Below are 20,625 nucleotides of genomic sequence, written 5' to 3'. Positions count from 1 at the left end.
CAGCTCAGCCCACGAGGTTCGAGACAAGCATGTAAACCCCGGTCAGGACAAAAACCAGTGCCGCCGCAATGCGGGTGAGGACGAACGGGATCATTCGCATCAGCGCCGGCCCCATAAAGACGACCGGCACATTGGCCGCCAGCATCCCGACCGTTGTGCCCATGGTCACGGCAACCGGCTGGCCGTAATTTGCGCCGAGCAGAACTGTCGCAATCTGGGTTTTGTCGCCGATTTCGGCAAAAAAGAAGAGGATCGTCGCGACAAGAAACGCGCCGTAGCCGTCAAAGCCCGTCGTCGGTGCGTCGTCCCTGTCCGGAACAAGCAGCCAGAGCCCGACCGCGATGAAGCTGCCGCCGATCACCCAGATCCCGGTCCGGCTCGCCAGGAACTGGCCGAGCCAGACGCCAATACCGGCAGAAACTCCATGATTGACGAGCGTGGCGACAAGAATTCCGGCTATCAGGCTCCAGGGACGCTGAAAACGCGTGATCAGGCAAAGGGTGAGAAGCTGGGTCTTGTCGCCGATTTCCGCAAGCGCGACCGTTACGACAGAGGTGAGAAAGGCTTCCATGACAACATTCCAGCGGGACCGACCAAACCAAAGACAAATGCCGGTCTCCCGCGAAAAGGACCGTCACTCGTCTCAGGTCTTGTCAACATCATGCGGGGCATGATGCGAAGCTGCCACGGGTCATGCGGACCCAAGTATGTTGACAGATTCTTCCACTGTATGTGGAGAGACTACTCCCCCAAGGACGGGCGGAAGCTAGCAACCGGCCGTGCCGTTGTCCACCAAAAAACGCATACCGTCAGACGCTTATAGATAATGTGCGTCGAACGGCGCCCGATTCTCGCAGCGCCTGCTTCAGCCACTCGCTAATTCGCCTTGTGGCAGGCGTCAAAAAATGTCTAAACTCGACATATCCTCGAAAAATATGAAGGAAAAGACGATGTGGCCGAACCGCAGACTGCTGGATTTGCTCGGAATTGAACTGCCGATCGTTCAGGCGCCGATGGCGGGGGCGCAGGGCGCGGCCATGACAATCGCGGTGAGCAGCGCCGGCGGCCTCGGCTCGCTCCCTTGCGCAATGCTGGATGAAGAGAAGATCCGCGCCGCCGTCAGTCTCATCCGTCAGCAGACCGGCAACCCGTTCAACATGAATTTTTTCTGCCTCCGCGGCGACCCGGCGACAGCGGCGGACGAGGCGCGCTGGAAAGACCGGCTCGCGCCCTACTATTCCGAGGCGGGCCTTGACAGCACTGCCGTCGCGCCCGCACCGCACCGGCGCAGCTTCGATGAGGGGCTTTGCGCCGTGGTCGAGGAAACCCGCCCCGAAGTCGTCAGCTTTCATTTCGGCCTGCCCGATGCGGCATTGCTCGATCGCGTCAAGGCGACAGGCGCGCATATTCTCGCCTCCGCCACCACGGTCGCCGAGGCGCGCTGGCTGGTCGAGCACGGCGCCGATGCGATTATCGCACAAGGATATGAGGCGGGCGGCCATCGCGGCATGTTCCTGACCCGCGATATCACCGCGCAGCCGGGCGTCATGGCGCTCACCCCGCAGGTTGTCGATGCGGTCGATGTCCCGGTGATCGCCGCGGGCGGCATCGCGGACGGACGGGGAATTGCCGCTGCCTTCGCGCTCGGCGCATCGGGCGTGCAGATGGGAACCGCCTATCTCTTCACACCGGAGGCGACGATCAGCGACATCCACCGCGCCGCCCTGCATAGCGCCGCGGACGATCAGACGGTTATCACCAATATTTTTTCCGGTCGGCCCGCCCGCGGGCTGATCAACCGCATTATCCGCGAAGCCGGGCCGATTGCGCCCGAAGCGCCGCCCTTTCCCGCGGCGAGCGCGGCGCTTGCCCCGCTCAAAGCCGCCGCCGAAAAGGCCGGCAGCGGCGATTTCTCCTCGCTCTGGTCGGGACAGGCGGCGGCGCTTGCGCGCGATCTTGATGCGGGCGAGCTGACCCGCGCCCTTGCTTCGGAGGCGAGCCAGCGTCTCGCCCTGCTGGCAGGAGTTTAGAGAGAAAGATTGACAACGCGCGAAATTAGCGTACATATGCCGTATTGCCGAAGCGGTCCCGAAGATGTGGGTCGCATGCGGTTCCTTGCGTGGCACCAACGTCGAATTGCTGAACGTTGCCCCGCCGAAACTTCTCCCGAGCAGCAATAAAGGAAACTTCATCGACCGTGTCGATTGACCCCCCTCTTTGCCTGCTGCCGCGAACCGCGAGAAATCTGCATCCGGCCTAACCTTTCGAAAGACAGACATATAATGACAAAATTCACAGACTTCGGTCTGAACGCTTCCCTCCTTCGCGCTATTGGCGAAGCCGGCTATGAAAACACGACGCCCATTCAGAAGCAGGCGATCCCCGCCGTTCTCGACGGCAAAGACATGATCGCCATCGCGCAGACCGGAACCGGCAAAACGGCCGCCTTTTCGCTGCCCATCATCCACCGGCTGCTGGCCGGCGAAGGCCGCCGCACGCCCCGCGGCGCACGCGCCCTGATCCTCGCCCCGACGCGCGAGCTCGCCATCCAGATCGGCGAAAATATCTCCAGCTACATCAAGCATCTGCATCTCAAGACCACACTCGTCTATGGCGGCGCGTCTGCCAATCAGCAGATCAAGTCCATGGCGGGCGGCGTTGATATTCTCATCGCCACGCCCGGCCGCCTGCTGGACCTGATGACGCAGAAGCATATCGTGCTTGATACCGCCGAATATCTCGTGCTCGACGAAGCCGATCGCATGCTGGATATGGGCTTTATCCGTGATATCCAGAAAATCATTGCGCGCCTGCCCGTCTCGCGCCAGACCCTGCTGTTCTCGGCGACGATGCCCGCATCGGTGGAGAAGCTGGCGAACAGCATCCTGCGCAATCCTGTGCGCATCGAAGTGACCCCTGCGGCGACGACCGCCGAAAAGGTCACGCAGCATGTGCTGATGGTGGCCAAGGAGCAGAAGCGCGCCCTGCTCGCGCATGTGCTCAAGGATGAAAGCCTGCGCCGCGTTCTTATTTTCACGCGGACCAAGCATGGCGCCAACAAGGTCGCGCGTCAGCTCAACGATCTCGGCGTTCACTCCGATGTCATCCACGGCAACAAATCACAGAACGCCCGGCAGAAAGCGCTCAGCAACTTCCGCGCCGGAGAGATCCGCGCGCTGGTCGCAACCGATATCGCGGCGCGCGGCATCGATGTTGACGACATCACGCATGTGATTAATTTTGAGTTGCCGAACGAGCCGGAAAGCTACGTCCACCGGATTGGCCGGACCGCCCGCGCCGGCGCACGCGGCGCCTCGCTCTCCTTCTGCGATCATGAGGAGCGGGCGTATCTTCGCGATATCGAGAAAAGCATCCGCCAGCCCGTCCCGGTGTTTACGGATCACCCCTTCCATGTCGAGGGCATGAGCGCACCGGCCGCTTCGACACAGGAAAAACCGGCAGCTGGCCGCGGCAACGGGCGAAACGGCGGCAAACCCCGTCGGCCAGAGGCCAACGCCGGCGCCCCGAGGAATGGTGACGCCGCGCGGCAAAAACCCCGCCGCCGGAGCGGGCGCGGCCGCCGGACGCAGCAGGCCGCCGCGTAAATCCGCAAGCGGCTGTCACCACAAAAGGCCTGGGTCTTCTCAGGCCTTTTTTCAAACCGGCAGCGGACTGCCGGGCCAATCTTCATTTTACAACGATATGAGACCTGATTTATGGGAGGCAAAGATGTGGAAAACAAGCATCATTTCATTGTTCGGACTTGTCGCACTCAATATTTTCAGCCTGACCTTTGCCGCCGCCGCGAGCGAAACACTGACCACGATCGTCGGAGAATCGGCGCGCTGGCTGGAGATTGATCGAAACTCGACGGTGCGGGTTAGGATCATTGACAACGTCGAAGGCGGCTGCTGGACCAATCAGGACGAGGTTAAAGCCGCTGTCGAGCGGGAGATGACCCTGAACGGGTATGAGGTGAACGACCCCTCGTCCGCAAACATCGTCATAATTCTTTCCAGTATCGGCTTCGCGCTCGACACGGATGACCTTTGCACCGTCTACTACGCATTCGATGTCTACACGCTGAGCATTGACGAAATCCAGGTCGAGAATCACAAAATCCGCAGTTTCAGTAATGCCGCGATCTGGGATGCGGGCGGGTTGTGGAGCGGACCCAAAGCCAATGCGAATAACACCCTGCGGGACGCCTATCTCGTTGTCGTTCAGAATTTTATCGCCGACATCGATGAGGTGAAAAGCGCGCTTCTCGACGCCGTCATCGAAAACGCCCCCGATGCAGGCGGCGCGCGCCAGTTCTGGATCGATTTCGATATCCACACCCCGCGATAGCCCGCACCGCGTCGTCAAACCGGCGGATCTGCCGGGAAAGAAAAAAGCTCAGCTGTTTCCAGCTGAGCTTTTTGAATCTTGGTGGAGCCAATCGGGATCGAACCGACGACCTCTTGAATGCCATTCAAGCGCTCTCCCAACTGAGCTATGGCCCCTTTTCGGCGGATACCCCCGCCGCGGGATCGGAACCTAGGCCGAAGCCCGTTCAGATTCAAGTCAAAAATACAGCGCCGTCAAAATCAGACGTCGTCGTCCGCCTTCGGGGCACTGATAACGCCGGAGAGATCGTCCTCGTCCTCATCATCATCGGCCAGATCGACCGTATCCGGATCGATCAGGTCATCATCGAGATCCGCATCGAGATCATCATCATCGAGCTCGTCATCGAGCAGGTCGCTGGATTTCTTTTTGAGAGCCGCCGCCTTCTTGGTGGCCTCCGCCGCGGCCGCACCGACCGAACGCCGCGGCTTCAACAACCGCTCGGGCGTATGTTCCGTTCCGCAAGACGGACAAATAATCGGCGTTTTCTTCATATCGTAAAATGGTTTACCGCAACTACCGCATCGATGCTTTTCGCCCCATTCCGGCTTTGCCATGGTCACCTCGCTTTCTTGCAGGCGCCATGCCCGTTGAAATGGCGCCAGAGACTCACCTTTGAAGGGGGTGAATTGCCAGAATAAAGGGGCGGTGTCAAAAGTTTCTTTCATTTGTTTGCAGCTTTATGTGACAGCGGTGAAAAAGCTTGCTACAACCCCGGGTCAGCAGTTTCCGTCATCACCAAATAATGCGAGCAAATCCGGCTCTGTACCTATGACATCTGACACGCAATTTCCCGTTCCCGTCACCGCTCGCCCGTCTGGCCCGCTTAGCGGCGCAGCCCGGGTCCCTGGCGACAAATCGATTTCTCATCGCGCGCTCATCTTCGGCGGCGTCGCGGTCGGCACAACGACCGTCTCCGGCCTTCTCGAGGGGGAGGACGTGCTTCGCACCGCCGCCGCCATGCGCCAGTTCGGCGCAAACGTGGAGCGCGGCGAGAACGGCGTCTGGCGCATCACCGGCTGTGGCGTCGGCGCGCTTCGTGAACCCGATGAGGTGCTCGACATGGGGAATTCCGGCACCGCGGCGCGGCTGCTGATGGGGCTGGTCGCGAGCGCGCCCTTCACGACCTTCTTCATGGGCGATGCCAGCCTGCACAAACGGCCGATGGGCCGCGTCCGCGTCCCGCTCGAGGAGATGGGCGCGAAGATCATCAGCCGGTCCGGCGGGCGCTTTCCGCTCGCGATCACGGGCCAGTCCCTGATCCCGATCGACTATGAGCTTCCCGTCGCCTCGGCCCAGGTCAAATCCGCCATCCTGCTGGCCGCGCTCGATACCCCCGGCATCACCCGGGTGCGGGAGGGCAAGCGGACACGCGATCACACGGAAAATATGCTGCGTCATTTTGGCGCCGAGATCACCGTGACGGAAAACGCGGACGGCGGGCGCAGCATCGCCTATCGCGGACAGCAGGAGCTGACCGCCGCCGATATCATCGTGCCGGGCGATCCATCCTCCGCCGCGTTCCTTGCGGTTGCCGCGACGATCCTTCCGGGGTCGGACGTGACGCTCTCCAACATCGGCCTCAATCCGCTGCGCGACGGACTTTTCATCACGCTCAGGGAAATGGGCGCGAATATCGAGATCCTTAATCTCCGCGAGCAGGCGGGGGAGCGCGTTGGCGATCTGCGCATCCGGGCCAGTACGCTGCACGGCATCGAGGTGCCGCCCGAGCGCGCGCCGTCGATGATCGACGAATATCCCGTCCTGTTCATTGCCGCGGCCTTCGCCAAGGGGCGCACGACAATGCGCGGCCTGCACGAGCTGCGGGTCAAGGAATCGGACCGTCTTTCCGCCATGGCGGCGGGGCTCAAAGCCTGCGGCGTCGCTTTCGAGGAGCTTGAGGACGGTCTCATCATCGACGCCGACGGCACACCGCCGAAGGGCGGCGGCGTCATCGAAACGCATCTTGATCACCGCATCGCCATGTCATTCCTCATCCTGGGGCTTGCCACGCAAACACCGGTCACGATCGATGACGGGCGGGTGATGGAGACGAGCTTCCCCGGTTTCGTTGAGATGATAAATGCCCTCGGCGCCACCGTGACGCGCGGGAGAGGTGCATGATCATCGCCGTTGATGGCCCGGTCGCCGCGGGAAAAGGCACTCTCGCGCGGCGAATCGCGGCCCATTACGGCCTTGCCTATCTCGATACCGGCGCGCTTTACCGCGCGGTCGGGCTGAAAATCCTGCGCGAGGGGGGCAACCCGTCAGATCCGGCCGTCGCCCTTGCCGCGGCGCAGCGGGTTGAGGAAATTGCGCTCACCGATCCGGCGCTTCGCGACGAGGCGACGGGCGAGGCGGCGTCGATCGTTGCCGCCAACACGGATGTGCGCGCCGCGCTGCTTCGCTATCAGCGGACGTTCGCAAAACGCCCGGAAGGCGCGGTTCTCGACGGCCGCGACATCGGCACCGTGGTCTGCCCGGACGCGGATGTGAAGCTCTATGTGACCGCGAGCGCGGAGGTCCGCGCCGAGCGCCGCTTTGCCGAACTTAAAGGAAAGGGCGTCGAGACGACCTATGCCGCGGTGCTCGCCGATCTGCTGGCGCGCGACGCCCGCGACATGGGTCGCGGCGCGGCGCCCTTGAAAAAAGCGCCCGATGCCCACTTGCTAGACACGTCGAAATTGGATATAGAGGCGGCATTCAAGGCTGCCTGCCACATTATTGACACGGCCTGAATATTATATATTGCTTAAAGACAATGGAGTGACCGTTCCGACCACGCCGGAACAGATGATCAACAACGCTTCTCTCGCGTGCGTATCCTGATTTTGGAGAAGCAGGTGGCCATGGATCCGCCGGACGACCGGTTTGGCCTGATACGGGATCAAAAAAGGGAAATCACATATGACAGATACTACTTTTGCCGAAGAAGGCATGCCCGCCATTGAGGATTTTGCGGCTCTTCTTGACGAATCCTATGGCGCGAGCGACAGCCTTGAAGGGACCGTCATCAAAGGAACGGTCATCGGCATCGAAAATGACCTTGCCGTTATCGACGTTGGCCTGAAATCCGAAGGGCGCGTTCCGCTCAAAGAATTCGCCGGCCCCGGTCAGGACGCAGATCTCAAAGTCGGCGACGTCGTCGAGGTCTTTCTGGAGAGAATTGAAAACGCCGCCGGCGAAGCCGTCCTCTCCCGCGACAAGGCCCGCCGCGAAGAAGCCTGGGAAAAGCTGGAAGTCGCTTTCGAGAAGAACGAACGCGTCGACGGCATCATCTTTGGCCGCGTCAAGGGTGGCTTTACCGTCGATCTTTCCGGCGCCGTCGCCTTCCTGCCCGGCAGCCAGGTGGACGTCCGCCCGGTCCGCGACATCGGCCCGCTGCGCGGAATTCCGCAGCCCTTCCAGATCCTGAAAATGGATCGCCGCCGCGGCAACATCGTTGTCTCCCGCCGCGCCGTTCTGGAAGAAAGCCGCGCCGAAGCCCGCTCCGAGCTGATCGGCACGCTGGAAGAAGGCCAGACGCTGGAAGGCGTCGTCAAGAATATCACCGATTACGGCGCCTTCGTCGATCTCGGTGGTGTGGACGGCCTGCTGCATGTCACCGACATTGCCTGGCGCCGCGTCAACCATCCGTCCGAAGCACTCAGCATCGGCGAAACGGTCAAGGTTCAGGTCATCCGCCTCAACAAGGACACCCAGCGCATCAGCCTCGGCATGAAGCAGCTTGAGGAAGATCCGTGGGAAGCGCTTGAAGCCAAATACCCGGTCGGCGCGAAATTCACGGGCCGCGTCACCAACATCACCGATTACGGCGCCTTTGTGGAGCTGGAAGCCGGCGTTGAGGGTCTCGTTCACGTCTCCGAAATGAGCTGGACGAAGAAGAACGTCCACCCGGGCAAGATCGTTTCCACCTCCCAGGAAGTGGAAGTGATGGTTCTCGAGGTCGATCAGGCGCGTCGCCGCATCAGCCTTGGTCTGAAGCAGTGCATGGACAATCCGTGGGACAGCTTCGCGCAGACCACGCCGGTTGGCTCCACCATTGAAGGCACGGTCAAGAACATCACCGAGTTCGGTCTCTTTATCGGCCTCGACAACGACGTTGACGGCATGGTTCACATGTCCGACATCGACTGGAACACGCCGGGTGAGCAGGCAATCCAGACCTATAACAAGGGCGATGTCGTCAAAGCCAAGGTTCTCGACATTGATGTCGAGAAAGAGCGCGTCAGCCTCGGCATCAAGCAGCTGAGCGAAGATCCGTTCGCGGGCGCCGCCGAACTTCGCAAGGGCGCCGTCGTCACCTGCACCGTCTCCAAGGTACAGGACGCCGGCCTCGATGTTGAAATCGGTGACGGCCTCGTCGGCTTCATCCGCAAGAACGAGCTGAGCCGCGACCGCGCGGAACAGCGTCCGGACCGCTTCGCCGTTGGCGACAAGATCGACGCCAAGATCACGGCCATCGACAACAAGACCCGTAAAGTCACGCTGTCGATCAAGGCTCGTGAGGTTGAGGAAGAGAAGGAAGCAGTCGCTCAGTACGGCTCGTCCGACGCTGGGGCATCGCTCGGGGATATCCTCGGCGCGGCCATGCGCAAGGCGGCCGACGAAAACGAGGCTTCCGAGTAACAGGACCCATATCCATGCGACGCGCTATCGATTTTCATTTTCCCGAAAGGACCGAAAATGCCGGTCGATAGCCGTCATGATCCTGACAGGCGCCGCCTCAAGCGGCGCCTGAATTTTTGGCGCGTTGTCACCCTCCTGCTCGTTATCGGATTGGGGCTCTGGCTCTTCGTTGACTGGCAGTCCGCGACGCCCGGCGATCACATCGCCCGCCTCGATATCACCGAGATCATCGTGGAGGACGACCGGCGACAGGAAGCCATTGACCATATCGAGCATGACCCTTCTGCCAAGGCGCTGATCGTCTATATCAACAGCCCGGGCGGCTCGACTTACGGCAGCGAAATTCTCTATAAATCCCTGCGGCGGGTCAGCGAGGCGAAGCCGGTCGTCACCGTCATCGGCACGGTCGGCGCATCCGGCGGCTATCTGGCGGCGCTCGCGGGGGAGCGCATTTTTGCGGGCGAATCCTCCATCGTCGGCTCCATCGGCGTGATGGTCCAGTTGACCGAGGTCTCGGAGCTGATGAAGAAGGTCGGCGTCTCCGCGACCGCTATCACCTCGGGCGAGCTGAAAGGCGAACCCTCCCCCTTCAAGCCGCTCTCCGCGGCGGCGCGCGAAAATCTCCAGAGCATGGTGAGCGCGACCTATGACTGGTTCCTCGCCCTTGTCACGGATCGCCGCCCGATTGCCGAGGCCGACGCCCGCCAGCTCGCCGACGGACGGGTCATGATCGGGCTGATCGCGGTGGAAAACGGGCTTGTCGACGAGATCGGCGGACTGGAGGAGGCGCGAGGCTGGCTGGAATCGGAGCGCGGTATCGCACAGGGTCTGCCGGTCCGGAGCATTGATTATAGTGAACCGAAACCCCTGATTGCCCGGCTTTTCAGCCAGATGATGGGGAAAAGTGTTTTGTCAGAAAGGCTTACACTTGACGGACTGCTTTCCCTTTGGCAACCTGAATGAACGTCAGAAAATTCCGGACAATGGCATCGGCAATACTGAACGGGGGAGAGTCATATGATAAAATCCGAGCTCATAGCCGTCATCGCTGAAAACAATCCCCATCTGTATCAGCGGGACGTGGAGCGAATCGTAACGACGATTTTTGACGAGATTTCAGATGCCCTGGCGCGCGGCGATCGGGTCGAGCTGCGCGGCTTCGGGGCCTTTTCCACGAAAGAGCGCGCCTCTCGCGTTGGGCGCAATCCCCGCACCGGCGAAGCCGTGCAGGTCGAGAAGAAGTTTGTGCCCTATTTCAAATGCGGCAAGGAACTCCGGGACCGGCTCAACAGCGATAGCTGATCGCCTTTACCGGCTCCGTTTGATCTGGTAAGTCTGGTGACAGCAGGCGTCCGAACCGGAAGGCGAACATGGTAAAATTTATCTCCTGGATCATATTCCTGATTGTCGCCCTGGTCATCGCAATGCTCAGCGTTGCGAATCGGGAGATTGTCACCTTCTCCCTTGATCCGCTTCCCTTCCTGTTCGATCTGCCGCTTTATATCCTGCTTCTCGCCGCCGGCTTTCTCGGCCTTGTCATCGGGGCGCTGTCGGTGTGGCTGCGCAAGACCTCGGCGGCGATGGAAAGCCGGGCGCTGCGCCGCGACGTGGCGGCGCTGAAATCGCGCGAGAGCGCCCTCATGCGCGAGCTTGAGGAGGAGCGCGCGAAAAGCGCCATGATGACCGCAGGGCCCGCCGCCGCCGCGCCGACGGAGCGGCAGCTTGAACATCATGCCCATACCGGGTAGCGCGATGCGGATTATTGAAAATGCCGACGTCGCGGCTGCCCTTGCCTATCCCGCGCTCATGGCTGCGCTGCGGAAAATGTTCACCGAAGGCTGCAACCAGCCGCTCCGTCACCATCACGCGCTCGATCCTGACAACAGCCAAAGCGGCATGTTGCTGCTGATGCCGGCGTGGCAGGCGGATGGCTATCTCGGCCTCAAGACCCTGACCGTGATGCCGGAAAATAGCGCGAAGGGACTGCCCTCCATCCAGAGCGTCTATCTCCTTTTTGATCGGGACAGCGGAACGCCGCTTGCCCTGATGGCGGCGGAGGAACTGACAAGCCGGCGGACCGCGGCGGCCTCCGCCCTCGCCGCCACCTATCTCGCCCGGAAATCGGCCGAAAAAATGCTGATGGTCGGGGCGGGCGCCATGGCGCCCTGCCTGATCCGCGCCCATGCGACGGGACGGCGGCTCACCGACATCGCCATCTGGAACCACAACGCAGAGAAGGCGGAGCGGCTTGCCGCCACGCTCAAAGCCGAAGGCCTCCCCGTTCGCGCCGCCCTCGACATCGAGGCAGCGGCGGGCGAAGCGGACATCATCAGCACCGCGACGCTCTCCTCCGCGCCGCTTATCCGGGGGGACTGGCTGAAACCCGGCGCCCATCTCGATCTCGTCGGCGCCTTCACCCCTGCCATGCGCGAGAGCGACGATCAGGCGGTGCTGCGCGCCAGCCTTTTTGTTGATACGCGGACCGGCGGCCTTAACGAAGCGGGCGATATCATCCAGCCGCTGAAGGCCGGCCTGATCGATGAGAGCGATATTCGCGCCGATCTTTATGATCTTTGCCGCGGGACGCATCCCGGCCGCACATCCGAGGATGAGATTACGCTTTTCAAATCCACGGGCGCGGCGCTCGAGGATCTCGCGGCGGCCATCCTCGCTTTCGAGGCGAACAGGGCCTGACAAAGGCAAAAATCGGGGAAAAACCCGCCGCTATCGCTTTTCATTTTGGCAAAAGCCTCTATTATCGCCGCAGATTTCGCCTATATCCTGGGTCAAGAAAGTCCGGACATGAGACAGTCGCCGAAAAACGCCGTTTTTACCGCTATTGATACCCTTGATCTGACCGCTGCGACAGCGCTCGGGCGGAGCCTTGCGGCCATCTGCGGCGGGTTGAAGCTCGGCAAGGAGTTTTTCACCGCGCACGGCCCGGCGGGGGTTCTCGCCATCGCCGGCGCCGAGACGCCGCTCTTTCTCGATCTCAAGTTCCACGATATTCCGAACACCGTCGCCGGCGGGGTGCGCGCGGCGGCAAAGACTATGGCGCCCAATATGCTGACCATTCATGCGAGCGGCGGACCCGCCATGATCCGCGCCGCCGCCGATGCCGCGGCCGAGTTTGGCGAGGCGCGCCCGCTGATCCTCGCCGTAACGGTCCTCACCAGCCTTGATGAGGCCGATCTCGCCGCAACCGGCGTCGCGGGCAGGGTCGCCGACCAGGTGCTTCGCCTTGCAACGCTCGCGCAAGCGAACGGCGCTGACGGGGTGATTTGCAGCCCGCAGGAAATCAAGGCGCTCCGCCAGGCGTGCGGACCTGATTTCAAGCTGGTCGTCCCCGGCATCCGTCCCGCAGGATCCGCCGCAGGCGATCAGAAGCGGACCAAAACGCCGGTTGAAGCGATCCGCGACGGCGCAAGCTTCCTCGTGGTCGGTCGACCGATTACCGCCGCGCCCGACCCGGCCGAGGCCGCACGCGCCATCATCGGGGACATAGCCGCCTGAATGACTGTTCGCGCCAAAATTTGCGGTCTCAATGATCCTGTCGCGGTGGCCGCGGCCGTGCGTCATGGCGCCGCGTTCGTGGGTTTCGTCTTCTACCCGCCCTCGCCCCGAAATGTGAGCCCCGATGAAGCCGCCGCGCTTGCCGGAGGCGTCACGGGCGGTGTTCAGAAAGTCGGCCTCTTTGTCGATCCCGAGGATGCGCTCATTGCCGCCGTGCTGGAGAAGCTTTCGCTCGACTATATTCAGCTTCACGGGACCGAGAGCCCCGAGCGCGTGCGCGAGATCAAGGCGAAATTCGGCCTTCCGGTCCTTAAAGCCATAAAGATTGACAGCCTCGCCTCGCTTGACGAAATTGCCCGCTACGAGAATGTCGCGGACATGTTGCTGTTCGATGCAAAAGAGCCTAAAAACAAGGCCGACGCCCTGCCGGGCGGCAACGGCCTCGCCTTTGACTGGCAGTTGCTGGCGGGGATAAGGATTGCAACGCCCTGGATGCTGGCGGGCGGTCTCGATGCCGGGAATGTTGCCGAGGCGGTGCGAATTTCGGGGACGCGCATTGTCGATACCTCGTCCGGCGTCGAATTTGCGCCGGGGCGGAAAAACCCCGCCGCGATCGAGGCTTTCCTGAAGGCCGTCGCGGCAATTGAAACAAAGTAGAAGCGTGAGGCATAAACGGACATGTCGACCTTGAACAGCTATCGTACCGGCCCGGATGAAACCGGTCATTTCGGTATTTTTGGCGGGCGGTTCGTCGCCGAGACGCTGATGCCGCTGATCCTTGAGCTTGATGCCGCCTATGAGGAATCGAAGAAGGATCCGGAATTCGCCCGTGAACTTTCCGGCTTGCTGAAACATTTCGTCGGGCGCGAATCGCCGCTTTATTTCGCCGAGCGGCTGACCGAGCATTATGGCGGCGCGAAAATCTATCTGAAGCGCGAGGATCTCAATCATACCGGCGCGCACAAGATCAACAACTGCATGGGGCAGATCCTGCTCGCCCGCCGCATGGGCAAAACCCGCATTATCGCCGAGACGGGCGCCGGGCAGCATGGCGTCGCGACCGCCACCGTCGCCGCGCGCTTTGGCCTCAAATGCGCGATCTATATGGGCGAGACGGATATCGAGCGGCAGAAGCCCAACGTCTTTCGCATGAAGCTCCTCGGCGCCGAGGTGGTGCCGGTTAAATCCGGCGCGCGGACGCTGAAAGATGCGATGAACGACGCGCTTCGCGACTGGGTCACCAATGTCGCCGATACCTTCTACATCATCGGCACGGTCGCAGGCCCGCATCCCTACCCGCAGCTTGTCCGCGATTTCCAATGCGTCATTGGCGAGGAAACCCGCCGCCAGATCATGGAGGCCGAAGGCCGCCTGCCGGACACGCTGCTTGCCTGCATCGGCGGCGGATCGAACGCGATGGGCCTCTTCCATCCCTTCCTCGATGAGGAGAATATCGAGATTGTCGGTGTGGAGGCTGCGGGCCTCGGCATCGAGACGGGAAAACACGCCGCCTCGCTGAAGGGCGGGCGCCCCGGCGTGCTGCATGGCAACCGCACCTATCTTTTGCAGGATGACAACGGGCAGATCCTGGAAGCGCACTCTATTTCCGCCGGGCTCGACTATCCCGGTATCGGGCCGGAGCATTCCTGGCTGCATGATGTCGGGCGGGTGAAATATGTCAACGCCACGGACCAGCAGGCGCTCGACGCGTTCAAGCTCTGCTGCCGGCTGGAAGGGATCATCCCGGCGCTTGAATCCTCGCATGCGCTCGCGCATCTTGCCGAAATCGCGCCGAACCGGCCGAAAGACCACATCATCGTCGTCAATCTGTCGGGGCGCGGCGATAAGGATATCTTCACCGTTGCCAAGGCTTTGGGAGTTGAGTTGTGAGCGAAACCCGTATCGATCGTCGCTTTCGCGCATTGAAGGCCGAGGGGCGCGCCGCGTTTGTCACCTATATCATGGCCGGCGATCCCGACCTTGAAAGCGCGTTTGAGATTGTCAAAGGCCTGCCCGCCGCGGGCGCCGATATTATCGAGCTTGGCCTTCCCTTCACCGATCCGATGGCGGACGGCGTGGCTATTCAGAAGGCCGGGCTTCGCGCCCTTGCCGCCGGGACGACGCTGCGCAAAACCCTCGATCTCGTCGCGGAATTTCGCAAAGGCGACGATGTGACACCGATTGTCCTGATGGGCTATTACAATCTGATCTATTCCTACGGCGTGGACCGCTTTCTTGTCGATGCGCGCGCGGCCGGCGTTGATGGCATGATTGTCGTCGACCTCCCCTCCGAGGAGGATGCCGAGCTTTGCCTGCCGGCGCGCGCGGCCGGGCTCAACTTCATCCGCCTCGCGACGCCGACGACGGATGATAAGCGCCTCCCCGCCGTTCTCGCCAACTCGTCGGGCTTTCTCTATTATGTTTCAATCGCGGGCACGACCGGCGCCGCCGCGCCGGAGCCCGCCGACGTTGCCCGGTCCGTAATGCGTATCCGCCAGAAGACCGATCTGCCCATCTGCGTCGGTTTCGGGATCCGGACGGGCGCGCAGGCGGCGGAGATTGCGAAGATCGCCGACGGCGCGGTGGTCGGTACGGCGCTGGTCGAACAGGTCGCCCTTGGCAGCGATGGTAAAGATGCGGTAAAACGGGTGCTTGCTCTGGCGCAGGAGATTTCCGCGGGCATCCGGAGTGTGAAAAAGACGTAACAGGACGCGATTATGAACTGGTTGACGAACAAGGTCCTGCCGAAATTCCGGCAGCTGACGACACGACAGGAAGTACCGGACAATCTCTGGGTTAAATGCCCCGATTGCGGCCAGATGATTTTCCACAGCGACCTGCAGGCCAACCAGAATGTCTGCACGCACTGCGACTATCATATGCGCGTCTCCCCCAAGGATCGCTTCGATGCGCTATTCGACGACGCGAAATACGACCTGATCGAACTGCCGGATGTGCCGCTTGACCCGCTCAAATTCCGCGATTCCAAACGCTATACGGATCGGCTGAAGGATGCGCGCAGCAAAACCGGCGACAAGGATGCAATGAAGGTCGCGCACGGCCGCCTCAAGGGCAATCCCGCCGTCATCGCCGTGCAGAATTTCGATTTCATGGGCGGATCGCTCGGTCTCGCGGTCGGCGAGGCGATCGTTGCCGCCTCCAAACTTGCGATTTTGCAGAAGGCGCCGCTGATCCTCTTCTCCGCGGCCGGCGGCGCGCGCATGCAGGAAGGTATTCTCTCGCTCATGCAGATGCCGCGCACAACGGTTGCCGTGCAGCGCCTGAAAGAGCATCGCCTGCCCTTTATCGTCGTCCTCACCGATCCCACTACCGGCGGCGTCACGGCGTCTTACGCGATGCTTGGCGATATCCAGATTGCCGAGCCCGGCGCGCTGATCTGCTTCGCCGGGCCGCGCGTGATCGAGGAAACCATCCGCGAGACGCTGCCCGAGGGGTTCCAGCGGTCGGAATTCCTGCTCGATCACGGCATGCTGGATATGGTTGTCCACCGCCGCGAGCTTCGCGACACGCTTGGCCGGATCATCGATCTGCTTGCGAGCAAGCTGAAGCTTCCGCCCGCGACGAGCAAAAGCAACGGGAAAAAGAACGCCGCCGCGCGGGCCGCGGAAGGTGGAGAGAGCACGGATGGCGGCGCAACACCCCCCGCTGTCAAACCCGTCAAATAGCCGGCATTTCGCTATGAACGCCCAGGAAAGCGACCGCATTCTTGCCCGAATGATGTCGCTTCATCCGAAGATCATCGACCTGACGCTGGATCGTATGATGCCGCTGCTGGAAAAGCTCGGTCATCCCGAACGGCGCCTGCCGCCCGTTGTCCATGTCGCGGGCACCAACGGCAAGGGATCGCTTCTCGCCTATCTTCGCGCGATGCTGGAGGCCGCCGGCTACCGCGTCCATGCCTACACCTCGCCGCATCTCGTCCGCTTCAATGAGCGGATCCGGCTTGCCGGCGAAATTATCGACGAGGCGCATATCGCCGCCGTGCTCGGGGACTGCGAGAGGGCGAATGGCAACACGCCCATCACCTATTTCGAGATTACGACGATTGCGGCGTTCAAGGCCTTCGCCGAGACAAAAGCCGACATTCTTCTGCTGGAGACCGGGCTTGGCGGGCGCTTTGACGCCACCAATGTGGTGGCGCGCCCTGCGCTTACGGCAATTACGCCGATCTCTCACGATCACGCGGATTTTCTCGGCACCGATCTCGCGGCGATCGCCGGCGAAAAGGCCGGCATCATCAAGGCGGAACGGCCGATCGTGATCGGCCCGCAGGAACCGATCGCCCTTGATGTATTAAAACGGACGGCGGCAACGCTGAAGGCGCCAACTTATATATATGGTGAGGACTGGTTTGCCGAAGCCGCGGCCACGGACTGGGAATATCGGGGCGCGGAGGGGGCGGAAAGGCTGCCTTTTCCGGCGCTCCATGGCACGCATCAGGTCGCAAACGCGGCGACGGCGATCGCCTGCCTTGAGAGGCTGCCGGCTTTCACGGTCGATGCCGCCGCCCGCCGCGAAGGCCTCCGCCGGGTTGAGTGGCCGGGCCGGATGCAGCGGCTGACGCACGGGCCGATCGCCGCGGCGCTGCCGGGCGACGTTGAGATCTGGCTGGACGGCGGGCATAATCCGGCCGCCGCGCGCGAGATCGCGGCAAGCTTCACCGCCTGGAACGAGGCGACGCCGAAACCCACCTTTATGGTGTCAGGAATGCTGAAAACGAAGGACCAGACGTCCTTTTTCCGCCATCTCGCGCCGGTAATAGAAAAAGGATGCTGCATCACCATTCCGGGCGAGGCCGCGGCGACGCCCGCGGACGAGCTTGCCGGATATGCGCAAAAAGGCGGGATTGATGCGCACCCCGCCGCCTCCCTTATGGCCGCGATCGACGATTTGCAGGCGGATCTCCGGCGCGGTCCCTGCCGCCTCCTCATCACGGGCAGCCTTTATCTCGCCGGCCAGGTGCTTCGCGACAACAGATAACGCCGCTACGGCGCCAGCCGATAGCCGCCCGGCTCTGTAATCAGGATCGTTGCCGCGGACGGCTCCTCCTCGATCTTCTGGCGAAGGCGATAGATATGCGTCTCAAGCGTATGCGTCGTGACGCCGGCGTTATACCCCCAGACTTCATTGAGCAGGATATCGCGCGTCACCACCTTGTTCCCGGCGCGGTAAAGATATTTCAGGATCGAGGTTTCCTTTTCCGTCAGGCGCACCTTCTGGCCCGTATCCTTGTGCAGCATCAGTTTGGCGGCGGGGCGGAATTTGTAGGGACCGATCCGGAATACCGCGTCCTCGCTCTGCTCATGCTGGCGCAGCTGGGTGCGGACGCGCGCAAGTAGGACGCCGATGCGAAAAGGCTTCGCCACATAATCATTGGCCCCCGCTTCCAGCCCGACGATCTGATCGGCATCGCTGTCCTGCGCGGTCAGCATGATGATCGGCGTCCGGTTGCCGCCTTTGCGGATCAGCTTGCAGGCCTCGCGCCCGTCCATGTCCGGCAAGCCGACATCGAGAAGGACAAGGTCAAAGTGGCTCTCCTTCAGCGTCGCCATCGCTTCGGCGGCGGTGCCGGCCTGCTTCACCTCGAATTCTTCGTGAAGATCAAGCTGCTCGGACAACGTTTCCCTGAGAGCGACATCGTCATCGACCAGAAGAATTTTTTTGGGCCCCGTCATTGGCGTCCTTTCCGGTTCAAGAAATCAAAGACCTGTTTCATCCGTATGTTGTGAAAAATTGGTAGCATAGCGCAATATTCAAGGGCAAGAACGCGCCGGAGCGCCGCTTTCTCACCATTGCGTGATCATTCTCGGCAATTGTCGCCGCGCCGCCCCTCCAGCATAGGCCGGAAAAGGCCCGCTGCAACCGCAATTGTTATAACTTAACATTTGCGGCAGGACGCCCTCGCCTGCTAATACTCTTGCACACTCATTTATTGCGACCGGGTTCAGCAGAAATGACCAGGAATAATAAAGACAAGAACGAGCTTGGCCGCCTGCGCGCGGTGGATCGCGCCATCGCCGATCTGCGCCGCGGGCTCAGCGTCATCATCTGCGGCGACGGTGAAGCGGCGCTCGTTCTTGCGACCGAAATGGCCTATGATCCGGAGCTTGCAACCCTTGCCGAACGCAGCGGCGAGGAGCCAGTCCTCGTTCTCACCGCACACCGGGCGAATGTCCTTCACATCCAGCCGACGGGAGATGACGCCATTCGCATCCGCATCGACACATGGATGGATGCGCCGATGATGCGCGCCCTTGCGGATGCGGTCTATGATCTTGACCAGCCGCTCCGCGGTCCGTTCACGCGCCTCAAGGGCGCCCTGCCGCCGAGCTTTTCCGCCGCCATCAAGCTCGCGAAGCTCGGCCGGCTATTGCCCTCGGTGCTGGCCGCGCCGCTGTCGCCGGAGAAGGCCGGGGCGCTTGCCGAAGCGGAAGATCTTGTCCGGCTCGACGTTGCGGATATTCTGCTGTTCGAGGAGACGGCGGCGCTCCGCCTGAAGAAGGTTGCCGCGGCGAAAGTGCCGCTTCAGGCGGCGGAGAATACAACCATTCACGCCTTTCGCCCCGAAGACGGCGGCATCGAGCATCTTGCCATCGTCGTTGGCGACCCGGACCGGCGCGCGCCCGTCCTCGCGCGGCTGCATTCGGAATGCTTTACCGGTGATCTGATCGGCTCGCTGAAATGCGACTGCGGGGAGCAGCTTCGCGGTGCGCTCAAGGCGATCGACGAGGCGGGCGGCGGCGTCCTTCTTTATCTCGCGCAGGAAGGGCGCGGCATCGGGCTGATCAACAAGCTTCGCGCCTACAAGCTGCAGGAGCAGGGCTTCGATACCATCGACGCCAACGAGCGGCTTGGGTTTGACGCCGATGAGCGGATATTCCATCCGGCGGCGGAGATGCTGAAGCAGCTCGGGATCCGCCGCATCCGCCTTCTCACCAATAATCCCGAGAAGGTCGCGGGGCTTACCCGGCGCGGCATCGAGGTGACGGAGCGCGTCGCGCATAAATTCCCCTCCAACACCCACAATGAGCTTTACCTGCTGACCAAGAAGAAGCGCAGTGGGCATTATTTGTAACAGTTGAGACGGCACGCGTCGGCAGATTTTGCCGCCTTTCCTGGCCATCTGCCGCCCTTTCGCCGCTCTTGCGGCCTATTTGCTGGCACGCTCCTTGCTTCAAGCATATCGAGGAGACCGATATGTTCAGCAACACCATAACGCATGACCCTTATGCTTATCTCGGCCGGGCGCTGATGGGGGATCCCATTGACCGCTATGTTCCGAAGGACAAGATGGGCACGGCGGGCGAAGAGACTGCAGCCGATAGCGGCTTTGGCGAGGACGGGTTCGGCTTTGACGACTTTCTCGATATCCTCAATCCGCTGCAGCATATCCCGGGTCTTTCGACATTTTACCGCGAACTGACGGGCGATGAGATAAGCCCGGGGTCGCGGATGATTGGCGGCGCCCTTTTCGGCGGTCCCATCGGCTTTGTCGCCTCCCTCATCAATTCCGCAGTCGAGGATGCGACCGGCCGCGATGTCGGGGAGCATATGGTTGCCCTTTTTTCAGACGATGCCACGGAAACCGCGCCCGACGCCGCCGTTATGATCGCTGAAACCCCGGCGGATGCGGCGAGCGCAGCGAATGTCGCCATGGAGGGCGCCGTGGCGCCAACCGGCGCGATTTTGCCGGCAACCTCTTTCGGTGACGGGGCGGGCCAGCCCTTTGTCGCGCCCTTTATCAGCCCCGCCGCGCTGAAGTTGCCCGAGCGGGCCGAGAATGCCGCAGCGACTGCCGCGGAGGCGTCAGCGCAGGACGCGGCCCGGCGCGCCGTTGCGAGCGGGCTTGAGTGGAAGGGCGAGGCCCCGCCGATCCTGCAACAGGTAACGCAGGCGAGCGCGCAGGAGCTGACGGAAGAGCAGCTTCATCTTCTCTTCCAGAGTTTCCGGGCCCAGGCCGGCGCAAGCGATGCCGCGCCGGTGAGCGCCGGCGTTGGAAGCGCGGCCTATCAGCAGCGGACGGACGCCATGCAGCGGAGCGCGCCCGCGCGCACGGGCATCAGTCGCTGACAA

The 20,625-nt window shown here is 61.9% G+C and carries 21 protein-coding genes, 1 tRNA gene and 1 riboswitch; of the genes, 18 read left to right on the top strand and 4 right to left on the bottom strand.

Annotated features, from left to right (window positions below; translation table 11 throughout):
* Nucleotides 1–4: 4 nt before the first annotated feature.
* A complete protein-coding gene (locus V7Z56_RS13815) occupies nucleotides 5–571 on the bottom strand; it encodes a TMEM165/GDT1 family protein (protein ID WP_334130095.1) in 567 nt (188 codons plus the stop codon).
* Nucleotides 572–763: riboswitch (yybP-ykoY riboswitch) on the bottom strand.
* 187 nt (nucleotides 764–950) lie between these two features.
* On the opposite strand from V7Z56_RS13815, the gene V7Z56_RS13810 reads away from it, so the two are divergent.
* The 3 genes from V7Z56_RS13810 (at nucleotide 951) to V7Z56_RS13800 (ending at nucleotide 4,350) form a co-directional block, all read left to right on the top strand.
* Nucleotides 951–2,030 carry an NAD(P)H-dependent flavin oxidoreductase gene (locus tag V7Z56_RS13810; RefSeq protein WP_443023820.1) on the top strand — a complete coding sequence of 360 codons (1,080 nt, stop codon included), beginning with the start codon at nucleotides 951–953 and terminating at the stop codon, nucleotides 2,028–2,030.
* Nucleotides 2,031–2,282: 252 nt separating this feature from the next.
* A complete protein-coding gene (locus V7Z56_RS13805; RefSeq protein WP_334130093.1) occupies nucleotides 2,283–3,605 on the top strand; it encodes a DEAD/DEAH box helicase in 1,323 nt (440 codons plus the stop codon).
* A 124-nt stretch (nucleotides 3,606–3,729) separates the two neighbouring features.
* Complete coding sequence (locus V7Z56_RS13800) at nucleotides 3,730–4,350, top strand: hypothetical protein (RefSeq protein ID WP_334130092.1); 621 nt, start codon at nucleotides 3,730–3,732, stop codon at nucleotides 4,348–4,350.
* Between the two features lie 79 nt (nucleotides 4,351–4,429).
* On the opposite strand, the gene V7Z56_RS13795 is transcribed toward V7Z56_RS13800, so the two are convergent.
* Both V7Z56_RS13795 and V7Z56_RS13790 read right to left on the bottom strand, forming a co-directional pair.
* Nucleotides 4,430–4,505: transfer RNA gene (locus tag V7Z56_RS13795), tRNA-Ala, on the bottom strand.
* An 84-nt stretch (nucleotides 4,506–4,589) separates the two neighbouring features.
* Nucleotides 4,590–4,946: an FYDLN acid domain-containing protein gene (locus V7Z56_RS13790; protein WP_334130144.1), complete on the bottom strand. Its 357-nt coding sequence runs from the start codon at nucleotides 4,944–4,946 to the stop codon at nucleotides 4,590–4,592.
* A gap of 214 nt (nucleotides 4,947–5,160) precedes the next feature.
* Here V7Z56_RS13790 and aroA point away from each other — a divergent pair, with 214 nt between their 5' ends.
* The 13 genes from aroA to V7Z56_RS13725 all read left to right on the top strand — a co-directional run bounded on the left by aroA (nucleotide 5,161) and on the right by V7Z56_RS13725 (nucleotide 17,532).
* Entirely contained in the window at nucleotides 5,161–6,513 is a 1,353-nt protein-coding gene (gene aroA / locus V7Z56_RS13785) for a 3-phosphoshikimate 1-carboxyvinyltransferase (protein WP_334130091.1), read from the top strand.
* On the top strand, nucleotides 6,510–7,127 hold the full coding sequence (cmk, locus tag V7Z56_RS13780; protein ID WP_334130090.1) for a (d)CMP kinase: 618 nt from the start codon (nucleotides 6,510–6,512) through the stop codon (nucleotides 7,125–7,127). The genes aroA and cmk overlap by 4 nt, the downstream gene beginning before the upstream one ends.
* Nucleotides 7,128–7,296: 169 nt before the next feature.
* Entirely contained in the window at nucleotides 7,297–9,018 is a 1,722-nt protein-coding gene (rpsA, locus tag V7Z56_RS13775) for a 30S ribosomal protein S1 (protein WP_334130089.1), read from the top strand.
* 57 nt (nucleotides 9,019–9,075) lie between these two features.
* Entirely contained in the window at nucleotides 9,076–9,981 is a 906-nt protein-coding gene (gene sppA, locus V7Z56_RS13770) for a signal peptide peptidase SppA (RefSeq protein WP_334130088.1), read from the top strand.
* A gap of 54 nt (nucleotides 9,982–10,035) precedes the next feature.
* On the top strand, nucleotides 10,036–10,320 hold the full coding sequence (ihfB, locus tag V7Z56_RS13765; protein ID WP_334130087.1) for an integration host factor subunit beta: 285 nt from the start codon (nucleotides 10,036–10,038) through the stop codon (nucleotides 10,318–10,320).
* A 68-nt stretch (nucleotides 10,321–10,388) separates the two neighbouring features.
* A complete protein-coding gene (locus V7Z56_RS13760) occupies nucleotides 10,389–10,766 on the top strand; it encodes a lipopolysaccharide assembly protein LapA domain-containing protein (protein WP_334130086.1) in 378 nt (125 codons plus the stop codon).
* A gap of 4 nt (nucleotides 10,767–10,770) precedes the next feature.
* Complete coding sequence (locus V7Z56_RS13755; RefSeq protein WP_334130085.1) at nucleotides 10,771–11,712, top strand: ornithine cyclodeaminase family protein; 942 nt, start codon at nucleotides 10,771–10,773, stop codon at nucleotides 11,710–11,712.
* 108 nt (nucleotides 11,713–11,820) lie between these two features.
* Nucleotides 11,821–12,531: an orotidine-5'-phosphate decarboxylase gene (pyrF, locus tag V7Z56_RS13750; protein ID WP_334130084.1), complete on the top strand. Its 711-nt coding sequence runs from the start codon at nucleotides 11,821–11,823 to the stop codon at nucleotides 12,529–12,531.
* Complete coding sequence (locus tag V7Z56_RS13745; protein WP_334130083.1) at nucleotides 12,532–13,188, top strand: phosphoribosylanthranilate isomerase; 657 nt, start codon at nucleotides 12,532–12,534, stop codon at nucleotides 13,186–13,188. It abuts the gene before it with no gap.
* A 21-nt stretch (nucleotides 13,189–13,209) separates the two neighbouring features.
* A complete protein-coding gene (trpB, locus tag V7Z56_RS13740) occupies nucleotides 13,210–14,421 on the top strand; it encodes a tryptophan synthase subunit beta (RefSeq protein WP_334130082.1) in 1,212 nt (403 codons plus the stop codon).
* Nucleotides 14,418–15,236, top strand: a complete 819-nt coding sequence (gene trpA, locus V7Z56_RS13735) for a tryptophan synthase subunit alpha (protein ID WP_334130081.1) — start codon at nucleotides 14,418–14,420, stop codon at nucleotides 15,234–15,236. Before trpB ends, trpA begins: the two co-directional genes overlap by 4 nt.
* 12 nt (nucleotides 15,237–15,248) lie before the next feature.
* Nucleotides 15,249–16,217 (top strand): acetyl-CoA carboxylase, carboxyltransferase subunit beta, encoded by a 969-nt coding sequence (gene accD, locus V7Z56_RS13730; protein ID WP_334130080.1) that lies wholly within the window; start codon nucleotides 15,249–15,251, stop codon nucleotides 16,215–16,217.
* A 13-nt stretch (nucleotides 16,218–16,230) separates the two neighbouring features.
* Nucleotides 16,231–17,532: a bifunctional folylpolyglutamate synthase/dihydrofolate synthase gene (locus V7Z56_RS13725; protein WP_334130079.1), complete on the top strand. Its 1,302-nt coding sequence runs from the start codon at nucleotides 16,231–16,233 to the stop codon at nucleotides 17,530–17,532.
* A gap of 5 nt (nucleotides 17,533–17,537) precedes the next feature.
* Here V7Z56_RS13725 and V7Z56_RS13720 read toward each other — a convergent pair whose 3' ends face one another.
* Nucleotides 17,538–18,227 (bottom strand): response regulator transcription factor, encoded by a 690-nt coding sequence (locus tag V7Z56_RS13720; RefSeq protein WP_334130078.1) that lies wholly within the window; start codon nucleotides 18,225–18,227, stop codon nucleotides 17,538–17,540.
* A gap of 278 nt (nucleotides 18,228–18,505) precedes the next feature.
* Here V7Z56_RS13720 and ribA point away from each other — a divergent pair, with 278 nt between their 5' ends.
* Nucleotides 18,506–19,627: a GTP cyclohydrolase II gene (ribA, locus tag V7Z56_RS13715; protein ID WP_334130077.1), complete on the top strand. Its 1,122-nt coding sequence runs from the start codon at nucleotides 18,506–18,508 to the stop codon at nucleotides 19,625–19,627.
* A gap of 122 nt (nucleotides 19,628–19,749) precedes the next feature.
* Nucleotides 19,750–20,622, top strand: coding sequence for a hypothetical protein (locus V7Z56_RS13710; RefSeq protein ID WP_334130076.1), 873 nt, complete (start codon nucleotides 19,750–19,752; stop codon nucleotides 20,620–20,622).
* Nucleotides 20,623–20,625: the final 3 nt, after the last annotated feature.

Source organism: Sneathiella sp. (assembly GCF_036844445.1).
In the GTDB taxonomy this organism is placed as follows: domain Bacteria; phylum Pseudomonadota; class Alphaproteobacteria; order Sneathiellales; family Sneathiellaceae; genus Sneathiella.
Note: the sequence above shows the minus strand (reverse complement) of the source record. Positions and strands in the feature narration are given on the sequence as shown.

Excerpts from the sequence above, each read along its gene's own strand:
- cmk (WP_334130090.1), top strand. The coding sequence starts at position 6,510 with ATGATCATCGCCGTTGATGGCCCGGTCGCCGCGGGAAAAGGCACTCTC.
- ihfB (WP_334130087.1), top strand. The coding sequence starts at position 10,036 with ATGATAAAATCCGAGCTCATAGCCGTCATCGCTGAAAACAATCCCCAT.
- V7Z56_RS13720 (WP_334130078.1), bottom strand. The coding sequence starts at position 18,227 with ATGACGGGGCCCAAAAAAATTCTTCTGGTCGATGACGATGTCGCTCTC.
- V7Z56_RS13760 (WP_334130086.1), top strand. The coding sequence starts at position 10,389 with ATGGTAAAATTTATCTCCTGGATCATATTCCTGATTGTCGCCCTGGTC.
- rpsA (WP_334130089.1), top strand. The coding sequence starts at position 7,297 with ATGACAGATACTACTTTTGCCGAAGAAGGCATGCCCGCCATTGAGGAT.
- V7Z56_RS13790 (WP_334130144.1), bottom strand. The coding sequence starts at position 4,946 with ATGGCAAAGCCGGAATGGGGCGAAAAGCATCGATGCGGTAGTTGCGGT.
- V7Z56_RS13810 (WP_443023820.1), top strand. The coding sequence starts at position 951 with ATGTGGCCGAACCGCAGACTGCTGGATTTGCTCGGAATTGAACTGCCG.
- accD (WP_334130080.1), top strand. The coding sequence starts at position 15,249 with ATGAACTGGTTGACGAACAAGGTCCTGCCGAAATTCCGGCAGCTGACG.
- V7Z56_RS13725 (WP_334130079.1), top strand. The coding sequence starts at position 16,231 with ATGAACGCCCAGGAAAGCGACCGCATTCTTGCCCGAATGATGTCGCTT.
- V7Z56_RS13805 (WP_334130093.1), top strand. The coding sequence starts at position 2,283 with ATGACAAAATTCACAGACTTCGGTCTGAACGCTTCCCTCCTTCGCGCT.
- aroA (WP_334130091.1), top strand. The coding sequence starts at position 5,161 with ATGACATCTGACACGCAATTTCCCGTTCCCGTCACCGCTCGCCCGTCT.
- V7Z56_RS13745 (WP_334130083.1), top strand. The coding sequence starts at position 12,532 with ATGACTGTTCGCGCCAAAATTTGCGGTCTCAATGATCCTGTCGCGGTG.
- pyrF (WP_334130084.1), top strand. The coding sequence starts at position 11,821 with ATGAGACAGTCGCCGAAAAACGCCGTTTTTACCGCTATTGATACCCTT.
- V7Z56_RS13815 (WP_334130095.1), bottom strand. The coding sequence starts at position 571 with ATGGAAGCCTTTCTCACCTCTGTCGTAACGGTCGCGCTTGCGGAAATC.
- V7Z56_RS13800 (WP_334130092.1), top strand. The coding sequence starts at position 3,730 with ATGTGGAAAACAAGCATCATTTCATTGTTCGGACTTGTCGCACTCAAT.
- V7Z56_RS13710 (WP_334130076.1), top strand. The coding sequence starts at position 19,750 with ATGTTCAGCAACACCATAACGCATGACCCTTATGCTTATCTCGGCCGG.
- V7Z56_RS13755 (WP_334130085.1), top strand. The coding sequence starts at position 10,771 with ATGCGGATTATTGAAAATGCCGACGTCGCGGCTGCCCTTGCCTATCCC.
- trpB (WP_334130082.1), top strand. The coding sequence starts at position 13,210 with ATGTCGACCTTGAACAGCTATCGTACCGGCCCGGATGAAACCGGTCAT.
- sppA (WP_334130088.1), top strand. The coding sequence starts at position 9,076 with ATGCCGGTCGATAGCCGTCATGATCCTGACAGGCGCCGCCTCAAGCGG.
- ribA (WP_334130077.1), top strand. The coding sequence starts at position 18,506 with ATGACCAGGAATAATAAAGACAAGAACGAGCTTGGCCGCCTGCGCGCG.